The sequence below is a fragment of the Neorhizobium sp. SHOUNA12A genome (assembly GCF_023006505.1).
Classification (GTDB): Bacteria; Pseudomonadota; Alphaproteobacteria; order Rhizobiales; family Rhizobiaceae; genus Neorhizobium.
Map to the genome: position 1 here is coordinate 47,854 of NZ_JALBGV010000033.1, position 13,164 is coordinate 61,017.

Here is a 13,164-nt window from a genome sequence, read left to right on the forward strand (position 1 = left end):
TCAGAGCGCCTTGCGCAGGCCAATCAGCTTTTCGACCACCATCACGACCCCGACCGAGATCAGGATCAGGACGACAGAGAGGGCGGCGATCTGCGGATCGGTGGAATATTCGAGATAATGGTAGATTTCCGTCGGCAGCGTCGAAGCCTTGACCGACACGATGAAGAGCGAGATCGTCGCTTCGTCGAAGGAGATGAGGAAGGCAATCACGCCGCCCGCAATGAGGCCGGGCCGCACCAGCGGCAGGGTTATGCGCCAGAACACCATGCGCGGCGATGCACCATGGACGAGCGCCGCTTCCTCGATACGGGTATCCACGGCCATCAGGCTCATGGTGATGGTTCTGACGGTGTAGGGGATCGTGATGCCGAGATGAGCAAGCACGATGCCCGGATAGCTATCCAGCAGGCCGAGCGGCGCGATCACCAGCATGATGCCAACCGCAAGAACGATATGCGGCACGAGAAATGGTGCGAGGATGAGGAAGTTCACCGCCGCCTTGCCACGGAAATGGTGCCGCACCAGCGACAAGGACAGCAGCATTCCGGCAGACACCGCGACCAAACCGACAATCGCGCCGATGATGAGGCTACGCCAGAAGGCCGAGATGAACTTGACGTTCTGGAAAACCTTCACATAGGAGCCGAAGGAGAAGCTCTCCGGCGGGAAGGCGAGATACTGGCGTGTATCGAAGGAGATGATGAAGACAACGATGATCGGCGCCAGCAGGAACAGGTAAAGCAGCGCGATCAGCGTATTCCAGGCGAACCGGCCGAGGAGTGGATTGCTCTGCATGGCTCCTCACGTCTCCAATGCGCGCAGGGCGCGCTGGTAAAGCAGGATGATGCTGCTGAACAGGATCAGCAGCATGACCGACAGGGCTGCCGCCAACGGCCAGTTGAGCGTGACCGTCGCCTCGTTGAAGACTTCGGTGCCGAGCACGAAGACGCGGCCGCCGCCCATCAGCCGCGGCGTGACGAAAGAGGAGATCGCCAGCACGAAGACCAGAAGCGCTGCAGTGAGCACGCCGGGGGCGCTGAGCGGCAGGATGATGCGCGTGAAGACCCTCAAGCGGTTCGCCCCGAGCATGGCGGCGGCCTCCTCGAGTTGTGTGTTCAACCGCCCGAAACCGCTGAGCATCGCGAGGATGGCATAGGGCATCAGGATTTCAATCAGCGCGACAGTGGCACCGAGGCTGTTGTTGGTGAGCCGGATGACCCCGCCCGTCAGTGAAAGAGACTGGAGCGTGCTGTTGATCACGCCACGGTCTCCGAGGATGACCATCCAGCCATAGGTTCTGACGACCGACGATGTCAGCAGCGGCGCGACGGCAAGTGCCGTCAGGACACCGCGAAAGCGGCTTTCCGTGCGCGCCAGGAACAGCGCGATCGGATAGGACAGGATCACCGCAAAAATCGCCACGTTGAAGCCGAGCACCAGCGTGTTCCAGGCCACCCGCCAGTAGAACGGGTCGAACAGCACCGTCGAATAGGATTGTACCGTCCAGTCTCCGCCACTGAGCGCACCCATCGTCGAGGACGCGAAGGAGGCGCGGAGAAGCCATATCAGCGGCAGCAGGAAGGTGATCACCAGAGCGATGAGCCCCGGCAATAGCAACATCAGCAATATCCCGCGCGACGCGTTTGCCGGTGATGTCTCGGCGGCCGGAAGGGCGGCGGCGCTCATGGCGCCACCTGCCCGACCAGGGTAACGTCTTGCGCGGCGACGGCGAGCGTCACCTCGTCGCCTTTCTCGGGCAATACGCCGGCGTGGGTGGGAAGATCCGCCTGCAGCAGTCTGCCCCCGCAGCGGATGTTCAGCGTCAGGATCTGGCCGCGATAGACGATGTGCTCCACGGTCCCGGTAAAACTGTTCGGCTGGCCGGCACTGTCGGCAAGGACCAGCCTGTGCGGCCGTATCATCAGCTTGACCGTTGATCCAACCGGCGCTTCACCGACGAAACGCAGCGACTTCAGCCCTTCGACCACGGCAAGGCCGGGTTCGGCCACCTGGCCTTCGAAGAAGGTCCCGGCTCCGATGAAGGACGCGACGAACTCTGTCTGAGGCCGGTCGAAAATCTCGCGCGGCGTACCGACCTGTTCCAGGCGCCCGGCGGACATGACCGCCAGGCGGTCTGCCATGGACAGGGCCTCGTCCTGATCATGGGTGACGAAGATCGCCGTGACGCCCGTGCGCGCCTGGATATCGCGGATCTCATCGCGCATCTCGTCGCGAAGTTTGGCATCGAGATTGGAAAGCGGTTCGTCCAAAAGCAGAAGTTCCGGCTCGATCACCAGCGAGCGGGCGATCGCTGCGCGCTGCTGCTGACCGCCGGATAGCTGGCTGACCTTGCGGTCGCCAAGCCCGGTCAGCTTGACGAGATCGAGCGCCTTGCGGACACGCTCCTCCCGTTCGGCGCGGCCGACCTTGCGCATTTCAAGGCCGAACGAGATGTTCTGGGCGACCGTCATATGGGGAAACAGGGCATAGGCCTGAAAGACCATGCCCATGTTGCGCTTGTAGACGGCAATCGACGACACGTCCTTGCCCTCCAGCCTGATCGCCCCCGAAGTCGGGGCGATCAGGCCTGCGATCATGCGCAGGATCGTTGTCTTGCCGCAGCCCGACGGGCCCAAGAGGGCCAGCATCTCGCCGCGCGGCAGCGAGAAGCTGACGTGATCCACGGAAGGCTTTTGGGCGCCTGGATAGGTCTTCACGAGATTGTCGATGACGACGTGATGATCAGCCATGACGGCCAGATTTCCCAAGTTGGATCAGTTGAGCGCGATGACTTCGCGGTTGATGCGTTGGATCCAGGTCGAGTATTTCTCGGCGACGAAATTCCAGTCGAGCGACATCTGCGCAGCCTGCGCTTCCTTCGAGCCATAGATGCGGGCAGCCACGGCATCCGCCAGGTTCACCTTGGTATTGACCGGACCATAGAAGCTCTTCTCCGCGAACGCCGCCTGCGCTTCGGTGCCGAGCGCATAGTTGATGAAGAGCTGGGCCGCCGCGGCGTTCTTGGAATTTTCGACAAGGCCAATCGTGTTGGTCTGGCCGATCGAACCTTCCTTCGGGGCTGCGACGCCGATCTTGCCGCCCTGAGTGTCATGCAGGTACTGCGCACGGCCGTTCCAGCAGATCGACAGATCAACTTCGCCGCTCTGGATCACCGCATAGCAGTCCGGAGCCGGCTCCCAGGTCGAGACGTTCGGCGCGATCTTCTTCAGAAGGGCGAGAGCCGGGTCGATGCTCTGCTTGTAGTCGGCACCTGCCAGCTTGTCGAGAATCGGCAGCAGGATGACACCGCGCGTATCGCCAAGCTTTGCGGCTATCTTGCCCTTGTATTTGGGGTCGGTCAGGTCGTTCCAGCTGGTCGGCGGCTGCTTGACGGTATCGGTATTGTAGAGGATCGCCAGGTTGTCCTGCGAAAACGCGACAGCCTTGTCACCGTCGAGACGAGCCCAGGCGGGCATCTCGTCGAGCACCTTGACCTTGGCGGGGTCGAGCTTGGCAAAAATGCCATCCTTGCTGGCCTTGATAGCGACGGCAACGTCGATCAACGCGATGTCGATCTTCGGATCAGCGCGCTGCAGGGTCAACAGAGCCAGGGTCTCCGCGGAGTTCTTGCTCTGCTGATAGGTGACGTCGATGCCGGGATATTTGGCCTTGAAGGGGTCGATGATGAACTTCTGGTAGTTGTCCGCGAACACGCCGGAAAAGCCGACGATGTTGACGGTGCCTTTGGTCGAGGCGTCCTGTGCCTGAGCCGTGCCCAGAAGCGCCAGCATCCCGGCGACAGCCGCGCCAGCGCGGAGCAAGATCCGTGAAATCCCGTTCCCTGAAATCCTATTCTCCATGCATGTTGTCATGTCCGTCTCTCCAGTTTTAGCCAAGGCTTGCCATCTATCAACTTGCAATTCATTGGGCGCGCAAACGCGAACCACTCTCCGTGCGCTGCAGTTTTCGTCCCTCCGCCGGCTTCGTCACGCGGTTGGCGCCCAGGCCTTGCCGAGGACACGCAGCCAGTTCTTTCCGAGCAGCTTCAGCACCAGATCCTCGCTCCAGCCGCGGGCAAGCATGCGGGCGGTCAGGTTCGGCAACTCGGTCATCCGCTCGATCCCCTTCGGTTTGGAAATCTTGACCGAGCCGAACTCGGTGAGCGTGCGGGCCGTGCCCTTGTCCTTGTTGGCCCAGAGCAGCCAGGGTCCGGGACGTGGGCGATCGAGTGAAAAGTCGGTGCCGATGCCGACATGGTCTTCGCCGACCAGGTCGATGATATAGGCCATGGCATCGAGGTAGTCCTCGACGGTGGCATCATTGCCGGCAGCAAGGCCGGGCCCAAAAAGGCTGACGCCGATAATGCCACCCTTTTGCGCGCAGGCAATAAAGAGTTCGTCCGGCTTGTTGCGCTTCACGTCCTTTAGCGCCCTCGGCAGGATGTGGGAGATGCAGACCGGGCTCTTCGACTGCGCGATGACGTCCGCGGTCGTCTTGTCGCCTACGTGGCTGAGGTCGCAGAGGACTCCGACCCGGTTCATCTCCGCCAGAACTTCCTTGCCGAAACCGGTGAGGCCGCTGTCGACCTCCTCCAGGTAACCGGCACCCGAATAGTTCTGGGTATTGTAGGTGAGTTGCATGATCCCGACCCCGAGATCTTTGAAGATTTCCACGTAGTCGAGCTTGTCTTCGAGCGGCGACGTGTTCTGCCAGCCGATGATGATGCCGGTCTTGTTTTCCGCCTTGGCGGCATGGATATCGGCGACGCTGCGAACCGGACGGAGAATGTCGTCGTTCTCGCGCAGGAAGCGCTTCCATTCCGAAACATAGGCGATGCCTTCGCGAAAATTCTCCCAGAGCAGCGACGAGACGTTGACGGCCGTCAGGCCCCCTGCCCGCATTTCCTCGAAGATCGACCGGCTCCACTGGCAGGTCTGCAGGCCATCGACGATGATCGCATCTTCGTGCAGCTTCTTCGCGCTCAGGTTTTCGGTGTCGGGCATCACGCAGGCTCCTTCAGTGCTTCAGTCGTTTTTCGGCCGGCTTTCAGGGCCCGGTCGACGAAATCGAGGCGGTCCTGGCCCCAGAACAATTCGGTGCCGACGACATAGGTCGGCGTTCCGAAAATGCCGAGCCGCTCGGCCTCGGCAAGGTTTTCCTGCCACTCATCGACGATCGTTTCCGGCTGTGGATCAACCACCAATGTGGAAGCTTCTTCGCCGGCCGTCGCACGAGCGATAGTGCGCAGTGTGTCGGTATCGGCAATATCGCGCTCTTCGGCCCACAGCGCCCGCTGGACAGCGAAGGAAAACGAGATGGCGTCGAGGCCGGCTTTCTGGAGCGCGATCACCGCTTGCGCAGCCGGTTCGATCGTGCGGCAGGGATAAAATTTCGGTTTCAGGTTGAGCGGAATGCCGAGATATTCCCGCCAGCGGCGCAATTCGACCTCGTGATAGAGCTGACGCGCGTCCGGCCGCCTGCGCAACGGTATGCCACCATTGGCCTCGATGATGCGGATCGGGCGCAGACGCACGTGAGCGCCGTTGTCGCCGGCGACGGCAATCGCCTTCTGTGCCCCGAAATATGCCCAGGGCGACGAGATGCCGTAGAAAATCTGCAACTGCGGGACTTGGTCATCCATTGGCACGGTTCATTTCCTCTTCGAGGTCTGCGTCTGTCCATTCGTCGCCAAGAAGCTCCGGCGTATCGAACCCGAGAAAGCGATCGAGGTGGTAGGCCCGGTCTTCGACAAACAACGAGCGGGCAAGTCCTGTCGCAAGTCGCGTTGCCCCCTCGCTGATGGAAGGAATGCCGCTCGTGATCTTGCCGTGTGACGGGACCGCGGGGTAGGCGAAGCAGGAGATCCGGGAGACCGCATCCGCTGTCGCGGTGTCGAGATCGGGTCTGGGCCGGAACTCGAAAGCCGGGCCGAGATAGGGGGTGGCGCCGATGCCGGCATGTTCCCAGCCGGCAGGAGGGGTGTAGACGTCCTGCCAGAGCAGGATCCTATCCCGTAGCGCCGCAAATTCCGGACGCTTGCCGAAATCGACCGAAAAGCCGGTGGCGAAAATCACCAGGTCGGCGGCGTAACGGCCCTTCGGTGTCACGACCTCGACGCCATCGCCCATCTCGACGAGATCGTCCACTGGACTTGCGATGTGAAAAAAGGCGTTCGGGTGCCGCGAGACACGTTGCACGCTGTGACGGGGCGGCGGGATCTGCGCCCGCTCGCCAGCCACCATATAGGTCCATTTGTCCGCATCGGGCAGGCCGAGATAACCATGCGTCATTCCCTGGCTGCCGACACCCGTGAACTTGTCGATGCGAGGAATATCCGCACGGCGAACGAAGATATCGACACGCGCCGCACCGGCCTCCAGAGCGGCGGCCGCATTGTCCATGGCCGAGGCACCGGCCCCGACTATCGCAACCCGCTTGCCCCTCAGCGCGGTCATGTCGATGAGGTCGGCCCCGTGCTTCACGAAGCGCGGCGAAACCCTGCCCGCGACCTCCGGCTGGGCGGGTGCGCCCAAGCCGTCGAGACCGGTCGCCAGCACGACTCGGCGGGCGAGCACCTTCTGCGTCTGCCCAGCGGTTTCCAGCTGCAGTGCCAGGAGCCCGTCCTCGCGAAATTCCAGACCGGCAAACGCCGTCTCGTTGGCCACATCAAGACCAAGCACCCGGCGATACCAAACAAGGTATTCCATCCACATCGGACGCGGGATAAGCCCCATGTCGAGATAGGCCTGAGCGCCGTATTGCGCCTCGAACCAGGCCCGGAACGTCAGCGACGGAATGCCAAGAGCCGGACCGACGGCATCCTTGCGCGTCCGCAGGGTTTCCATGCGCGCATAGGTCACCCACGGCCCTTCGAACCCTTGCGGACTACGGTCAAAGGCCCGCGCATTCGATATCCCGACCTTTTTCAGTGCCGCCAGAGTGACCAATCCGCACAGACCCGCCCCGACCACCGCAACATCGAGAACCCGCGAGCCTTCGACGTCCCGGGGCGGCACCCAGGCCTTCGGCGGCTGGTTCAACCAAAGCAGATCCAGGGCCAGACGCGCTTCAAGCGCCTCAAGATCGGCGGGTCGATTTCGATCCTGCATTCTCGTGCCCCAAGTCAATTATGCAAAAAGAACATAGAAGCGCATTAAGGATGCGCTTTCTGAAAAATTACTCCAACCGTGGAAGATTGCAAGAGCGTCATGATTGTGTGTCGGGCGCGCAATAGATTTCCTTTTCAAGAATTCCATCGAATTGAGTATCGCCTCTGTTGAGCCCAAGACCCGCACGCCATGCGCCGAGGCCGAGCACGTCGATTTTATCCAGTCCGCGGTATTTTTCGGCAGACGCCCGGCATTCCCGCCACAGAATTCGGCACGAGCGGCCTGCATTCCGAAATTGATCTCGCCTGTTTTGCGCTATTCACTTGGCGCAAAGCATGAAATTTCAGTTTCACAGCAATTGGCATGAAATCTGCTTCTCCTTTGCCGACTGGGTGAAAATCCGGCGACTTCAATAAAAAGAGGGAACTGCATGACCAGAACTTCATCAACTCGCCGGCACGGCATCGGCATTTTCCAGAACCTGCGGATGACGACGATATTCGGCGCGACCGCGGCAGCACTCCTTGCAGCCGCCGCGACCCCCGCATTGGCGGCTGGAACGCTGCGCATCGGCATGACCGCTTCCGACATCCCGCTCACCACCGGCCAGACCGACCAGGGCGGTGAAGGTCAGCGCTTCATGGGTTATACGGTCTACAATTCGTTGATCGAGTGGGACCTTTCAAAGGCCGACAAACCATCCTCCCTCATTCCGAGCCTTGCAACGTCCTGGCAGGTCGATCCGACCGACAAGACCAAATGGGTCTTCAAGCTGCGCGACGGCGTCAAATTCCATGATGGCAGCGCCTTCGATGCGGATGCCGTCGTCTGGAACCTCGACAAGCTTCTGAAGACGGACGCACCGCAGTTCGACAAACGCCAGGCGGCCCAGGGCAAGTCGCGTATTCCGGCGGTTGTCTCTTATAAGGCAATCGATCCGCAGACCGTCGAGATCGTCACCAACACGCCGGACGCGACACTTCCCTACCAGATCAGCTGGGTTCTGATCTCTTCACCGATGAATTGGGAAAAGCAGGGCAAGAGCTGGGATGCGGTTGCCCAGAAGCCGTCGGGCACCGGCCCATGGAAGATGGAAAGCGGCTTTACGCCGCGCGAACGGGCCGAGCTAACGCCCAACAAGGATTACTGGGACAAGGCGCGTGTTCCCAAGCTCGACAAGCTCGTCCTGATCCCGCTACCCGAGCCGAACACCCGCGTAGCCGCAATTCGCTCCGGCCAGGTCGACTGGATCGAGGCGCCCGCTCCGGATTCGGTGAAATCGCTGAAGGAGGCCGGCTTCAAGATCATCACCAATTCCTATCCGCATAACTGGACCTGGCATCTGTCGCGTGTCGAAGGCTCGCCGTGGAACGATATCCGCGTCCGCAAGGCCGCAAACCTTGCCGTTGACCGCGATGGCCTCAACGAGCTTCTCGGCGGCCTTTCCGTTCCCGCGCAAGGCTACATGCCGCCTGGCCACCAGTGGTTCGGCAAGCCGACCTTCAAGGTGGAATACAATGTCGAGGAAGCCAAGAAGCTGATGAAGGAAGCGGGTTACGGTCCCGACAAGCCGCTGAAGACCAAGGTCATCATCTCCTCCTCCGGGTCCGGCCAGATGCTGCCCCTGCAGATGAACGAATACATCCAGCAGACGCTCGCCGAAGTCGGCATCAATATCGAATACGAGGTGATGGACTGGAATACGGTCATCAACGTCTGGCGCGCCGGCGCCAAGGATCCGAGCGCCAAAGGCGCCACCGCGATCAATTACAGCTACTTCATCCAGGATCCCTTCACCGCCATGATCCGTCAGTCGCAGTGCAAGCTCGCCCCGCCAACCGGCACCAACTGGGGTTATTATTGCGACAAGGATATGGATGCGCTGTTCGACAAGGTGCGCAACACCTTCGATCCCGTCGAACAGGACAAGGTCATGCAGCAGGTGCACGAGAAATACGTGAACGATGCGCTGTTCCTGATGGTGACGCATGACGTCAACCCCCGCGCCATGACCGCCAAGGTCAAGGGCTTCGTGCAGGCACAGAACTGGTTCCAGGACTTCTCGACGATCACGCTGGATCCCTGATCTCGAGCCAGTGGCGCGCCGTTCGATCGGCGCGCCACCTTTCATGATGCCCGATCAACCTCTTCCGGTGAGGACACCATGCTGCTCTATGCCCTGAAACGGCTTCTGCACGTCATTCCCGTCGCGATCGGCGTGAGCATCGTATGCTTCATGCTGATCCATATCGCGCCGGGCGATCCGCTTGCCGCCATTCTGCCTTCGGATGCCTCCGCCGACCTGCAGACACAGATGCGCAGCTTCTATGGCCTCGACCGGCCGCTTCCCGTCCAATATGCCCTTTGGGCATGGCATGCGCTGCAGGGCGACCTCGGCAACTCGATCGCCAGCGGCCGGCCGGTGCTGAACGAGATCCTGGATGCATCTGTCAATTCGATCATCCTCGCGCTCGCTGCCGCCATCATCGGCTTCGTGGCGGGTTCTTCCCTGGGTTTCCTTGCCGGTGTCTTCCGCGGAAGCTGGGTGGATCGCCTCGCATCGGCGGTTTCGATGCTCGGCGTCAGCGTGCCCCACTATTGGCTCGGCATGGTGCTGGTCATCGCCTTCTCTGTCACGCTCGGCTGGCTGCCGGCCATGGGCGGCGGACCGGAGGGATCGGCGGGCCGAACCTTAAGCTGGGCTTATCTGCAGTTCCTCATCTTGCCCGCGGTCACCATGTCAGTCATCCCGATGGGCATCATCGCCCGTACCATCCGCTCGCTGGTCGCCGATATCCTCTCCCAGGATTTTACCCAGGCGCTCGCCGCCAAGGGGCTGATGACACCGCAGATCCTACGCCATGTGGTGCGCAACGCCGCGCCGACCGCGCTCTCGGTCATGGGACTGCAGCTCGGTTACCTGCTCGGCGGCTCGATCCTGATCGAAACGGTTTTCTCCTGGCCCGGAACCGGCTTCCTGCTCAACGGCGCGATCTTCACCCGCGACCTGCCCATCCTGCAGGGTACGATCCTGGTGCTCGCCATGTTCTTCGTTTTCCTCAACCTCGTCGTCGACGTGCTGCAGAGCGCGATCGATCCCCGCATCCAGAGGAGCTGACACATGGCTGTCGTCACCGCAGACATCGCGGCCCCTTCCCCTGCCGCTATTACCAAGTCCCCCGGCTTCTGGAGCGGCGTGCTGCGCCGCATCTCCCGCGACCCGGTCGCCATGTCGGCCCTCGCCATTCTCATGATCCTCGTGCTGATTGCGATTTTCGCGCCCTATATCGCGCCCTACGATCCCTCCAAGGGCAGCGTCATCCGCCGCCTCAAGCCGATCGGCACGCAAGGCTATATCTTCGGCACGGACGAACTCGGCCGCGACATGCTCTCCCGGCTGATCTATGGGGCGCGGCTTTCGCTTATCATGGGCGTCATCCCGGTGCCGGTCGCCTTCATCATCGGCTCGACCATCGGTATCGTTGCCGGTTATGCAGGCGGCATTGTCAACACGCTGATCATGCGCACGGTCGACGTCTTCTACGCTTTTCCGTCGGTCCTTCTGGCCGTGGCGCTGTCGGGCGCACTCGGCTCCGGGCTCACCAATGCGCTCGTCTCGCTGACCGTCGTCTTCATCCCGCAGATCGCCCGCGTCGCCGAAAGCGTCACCACCCAGGTCCGCAAACTCGACTACGTGGACGCGGCGCGGGCGTCCGGCGCTCCGCCGATGACGATCATCCGCGTCCATATCCTCGGCAACGTGCTCGGCCCGATCTTCGTTTTTGCCACGAGCCTGATATCCGTCTCGATGATCCTCGCCTCGGGCCTCTCCTTCCTTGGCCTCGGCGTGAGGCCGCCGGATGCCGAATGGGGGCTGATGCTGAACACGCTTCGCACGGCGATCTACAACAATCCGTTCGTGGCAGCCCTGCCTGGCCTGATGATCTTCATCACCTCGATCTGCTTCAACCTTTTCTCAGACGGGCTGCGCACAGCCATGGACGTGAAGTCATGATCAGCATCGTCGAAGAACCCGCCTACGATCTTCCCGTCGGAGAAAGGGGCGGGCCCGCGCAACCGCTGATCTCCGCGCGCGGTCTGATCAAGCATTTCCCGGTCAAGGGCAGCGGCTTCATGAAGCCGAAGAAGGTCGTCCGCGCCGTCGATGGCGTCGATTTCGATATCCTCAAGGGCGAGACACTGGGCGTCGTCGGAGAAAGCGGCTGCGGCAAGTCCACCACGGCGCGGCTGCTGATGCAGCTCATCTTGCCCGATCGAGGCGATATCCTGTTCGACGGTGAGACGGTTGGCGGCGCGCTGCCGCTTTCCGATTACCGCCGCCAGGTCCAGATGGTCTTTCAGGACAGCTATGCCTCCCTCAATCCCAGGCTGACGATTGAAGAATCCATCGCCTTTGCGCCCCGCGTGCATGGCATTGCCGCGAGCAAGGCGATCGCCAGGGCCCATGACCTGCTGCATCGGGTCGGGCTGGAGCCCTCGCGCTTTGCCGGCCGGTATCCGCACGAATTGTCAGGCGGACAGCGACAACGCGTCAACATCGCCCGCGCGCTCGCGATCGAACCGCGGCTCATTATCCTCGACGAAGCCGTGTCGGCGCTCGACAAGTCGGTGGAAGCCCAGGTCCTGAACCTGCTCCTCGACCTGAAGCGGGATTTCGGCCTGACTTACCTGTTCATCTCCCACGACCTCAACGTCGTGCGCTTCATGTGCGACCGGGTGATGGTCATGTATCTCGGCAAGGTGGCCGAGATCGGCAGCCGCGATGCGATCTTCGAAAACACCCGCCACCCCTATTCCGCGGCGCTGCTCGCCTCGATGCCAAAGATGGACCCGTCCGAAAGAACCTCGGAGCCGCCGCTCTCGGGCGATCCTCCGAACCCGATCGATCCGCCGTCAGGCTGTCGGTTCCATACCCGCTGTTCGTTTGCCGAGAGCATCTGCAGCGAGAATTTGCCACCGCTTGCCAGCGTTTCCGAAAGTCAGTCCGCAGCTTGCCTGATGTCCGTACCGGGCTCGCGCCACAGCCGTGCGCCGGCATTGATGGAGGCATGACCATGCAAACCGCCGCGATGATCGATATTCGCAATCTTTCCGTGACCTTCAATCGCGGCCGCAAACCGGTGAAGGCCGTCAACGGCGTCAGCCTTTCGGTCCAGCCGGGTGAGGTTGTTGCGCTGCTTGGCGAATCCGGGTCCGGCAAGAGCGTCACCATGCGCTCGCTGCTGCGCCTGCACCCCAAAGGCACGGCGATCGAAGGCTCGATGACGGTCGCCGGCCGCGATGTGACCGGATTGACGGCCAGGGATCTCGGGGCCTTTCGCGGCGCCGTCGCCTCGATGGTCTTCCAGGAGCCGCGGCTGGCACTCGACCCGGTCTACACGCTTGGCCGCCAGATAGAAGAAACCATCATGCGGCATGAGGGCATCTCGCGCTCGCAAGCGGCGGCGCGCGCGCTTGCGCTCTTCCAGAAGGTCAAGATCCCCTCCCCGGAGCGTCGGCTGCAAAACTATCCGCATGAAATGTCCGGCGGCATGCTGCAGCGGTCGATGATCGCCATGGCGCTCGCCTGCAATCCGAAGGTCCTGCTCGCCGACGAACCGACCACGGCCCTCGATGCAACGGTCCAGATCCAGATCCTCCTGCTGATCCGCGATTTGCAGAAGGAATACGGGCTCTCCGTCATCTTCGTCACCCATGATATCGGCGTTGCGGCGGAAGTCGCGGACCGGATCGCGGTGATGTATGCCGGGCGGATCGTCGAAGAAGGCAGGGTCGCCGACATCATCCGCGAACCGAAACACCCCTATACCAAGGGGCTGCTCGGCGCCCGCGTCGAACTGGCCCATGGACGCGACCGGCTGATCACCATTCCGGGCGCCCCGCCGGACCTGGCCGCCATGCCGCCCGGTTGCGCCTTCGCGCCGCGCGCTTTCGCACGAGGATTACCGCAAGTTCGCCCAGGATGCCCTGAAAGAGCATCTGAAGCAGGGCGAATACGACGAAGCGGAAGTCCAGAAATTCCTCCAGCGGATCT

The 13,164-nt window shown here is 61.8% G+C and carries 11 protein-coding genes and 1 pseudogene; 5 read left to right on the plus strand and 7 right to left on the minus strand.

Going from position 1 to position 13,164, the window contains the following annotated elements; genetic code table 11:
- From MOV63_RS16420 to MOV63_RS16450, 7 genes are all read right to left on the minus strand, one after another.
- Complete coding sequence (locus MOV63_RS16420; RefSeq protein WP_040124602.1) at window positions 1–795, minus strand: ABC transporter permease; 795 nt, start codon at window positions 793–795, stop codon at window positions 1–3.
- Window positions 796–801: 6 nt separating this feature from the next.
- Complete coding sequence (locus MOV63_RS16425) at window positions 802–1,686, minus strand: ABC transporter permease (protein WP_051900422.1); 885 nt, start codon at window positions 1,684–1,686, stop codon at window positions 802–804.
- Window positions 1,683–2,750: an ABC transporter ATP-binding protein gene (locus MOV63_RS16430; RefSeq protein WP_040124601.1), complete on the minus strand. Its 1,068-nt coding sequence runs from the start codon at window positions 2,748–2,750 to the stop codon at window positions 1,683–1,685. Before MOV63_RS16430 ends, MOV63_RS16425 begins: the two co-directional genes overlap by 4 nt.
- A 24-nt stretch (window positions 2,751–2,774) precedes the next feature.
- Window positions 2,775–3,821, minus strand: a complete 1,047-nt coding sequence (locus MOV63_RS16435; protein ID WP_244447606.1) for an ABC transporter substrate-binding protein — start codon at window positions 3,819–3,821, stop codon at window positions 2,775–2,777.
- 165 nt (window positions 3,822–3,986) lie between these two features.
- The gene (locus MOV63_RS16440; RefSeq protein WP_366518553.1) at window positions 3,987–4,985 is read right to left on the minus strand and encodes a dipeptidase; all 999 of its coding nucleotides are present in this window, start codon (window positions 4,983–4,985) and stop codon (window positions 3,987–3,989) included.
- Between the two features lie 17 nt (window positions 4,986–5,002).
- The gene (locus tag MOV63_RS16445) at window positions 5,003–5,641 is read right to left on the minus strand and encodes a 2-hydroxychromene-2-carboxylate isomerase (protein ID WP_040124597.1); all 639 of its coding nucleotides are present in this window, start codon (window positions 5,639–5,641) and stop codon (window positions 5,003–5,005) included.
- Entirely contained in the window at window positions 5,634–7,109 is a 1,476-nt protein-coding gene (locus tag MOV63_RS16450) for an NAD(P)-binding domain-containing protein (protein ID WP_247034912.1), read from the minus strand. Before MOV63_RS16450 ends, MOV63_RS16445 begins: the two co-directional genes overlap by 8 nt.
- A 487-nt stretch (window positions 7,110–7,596) precedes the next feature.
- On the opposite strand from MOV63_RS16450, the gene MOV63_RS16455 reads away from it, so the two are divergent.
- From MOV63_RS16455 to MOV63_RS16475, 5 genes and pseudogenes are all read left to right on the plus strand, one after another.
- A complete protein-coding gene (locus tag MOV63_RS16455) occupies window positions 7,597–9,195 on the plus strand; it encodes an ABC transporter substrate-binding protein (protein WP_247034922.1) in 1,599 nt (532 codons plus the stop codon).
- A gap of 78 nt (window positions 9,196–9,273) precedes the next feature.
- The gene (locus MOV63_RS16460; RefSeq protein ID WP_247034913.1) at window positions 9,274–10,227 is read left to right on the plus strand and encodes an ABC transporter permease; all 954 of its coding nucleotides are present in this window, start codon (window positions 9,274–9,276) and stop codon (window positions 10,225–10,227) included.
- A 3-nt stretch (window positions 10,228–10,230) separates the two neighbouring features.
- Window positions 10,231–11,124, plus strand: coding sequence for an ABC transporter permease (locus MOV63_RS16465; RefSeq protein WP_247034915.1), 894 nt, complete (start codon window positions 10,231–10,233; stop codon window positions 11,122–11,124).
- Window positions 11,121–12,182: an ABC transporter ATP-binding protein gene (locus MOV63_RS16470; protein WP_247034918.1), complete on the plus strand. Its 1,062-nt coding sequence runs from the start codon at window positions 11,121–11,123 to the stop codon at window positions 12,180–12,182. Before MOV63_RS16465 ends, MOV63_RS16470 begins: the two co-directional genes overlap by 4 nt.
- Window positions 12,183–12,199: 17 nt before the next feature.
- Window positions 12,200–13,000: pseudogene (locus MOV63_RS16475) on the plus strand (ABC transporter ATP-binding protein); the annotation flags it as partial.
- Window positions 13,001–13,164 lie beyond the last annotated feature (164 nt).

Bases quoted from the DNA above. Each gene is read 5' to 3' on its own strand.
- MOV63_RS16420 (WP_040124602.1), bottom strand. From the start codon at position 795: ATGCAGAGCAATCCACTCCTCGGCCGGTTCGCCTGGAATACGCTGATC.
- MOV63_RS16425 (WP_051900422.1), bottom strand. From the start codon at position 1,686: ATGAGCGCCGCCGCCCTTCCGGCCGCCGAGACATCACCGGCAAACGCG.
- MOV63_RS16430 (WP_040124601.1), bottom strand. From the start codon at position 2,750: ATGGCTGATCATCACGTCGTCATCGACAATCTCGTGAAGACCTATCCA.
- MOV63_RS16445 (WP_040124597.1), bottom strand. From the start codon at position 5,641: ATGGATGACCAAGTCCCGCAGTTGCAGATTTTCTACGGCATCTCGTCG.
- MOV63_RS16450 (WP_247034912.1), bottom strand. From the start codon at position 7,109: ATGCAGGATCGAAATCGACCCGCCGATCTTGAGGCGCTTGAAGCGCGT.
- MOV63_RS16455 (WP_247034922.1), top strand. From the start codon at position 7,597: ATGACGACGATATTCGGCGCGACCGCGGCAGCACTCCTTGCAGCCGCC.
- MOV63_RS16460 (WP_247034913.1), top strand. From the start codon at position 9,274: ATGCTGCTCTATGCCCTGAAACGGCTTCTGCACGTCATTCCCGTCGCG.
- MOV63_RS16465 (WP_247034915.1), top strand. From the start codon at position 10,231: ATGGCTGTCGTCACCGCAGACATCGCGGCCCCTTCCCCTGCCGCTATT.
- MOV63_RS16470 (WP_247034918.1), top strand. From the start codon at position 11,121: ATGATCAGCATCGTCGAAGAACCCGCCTACGATCTTCCCGTCGGAGAA.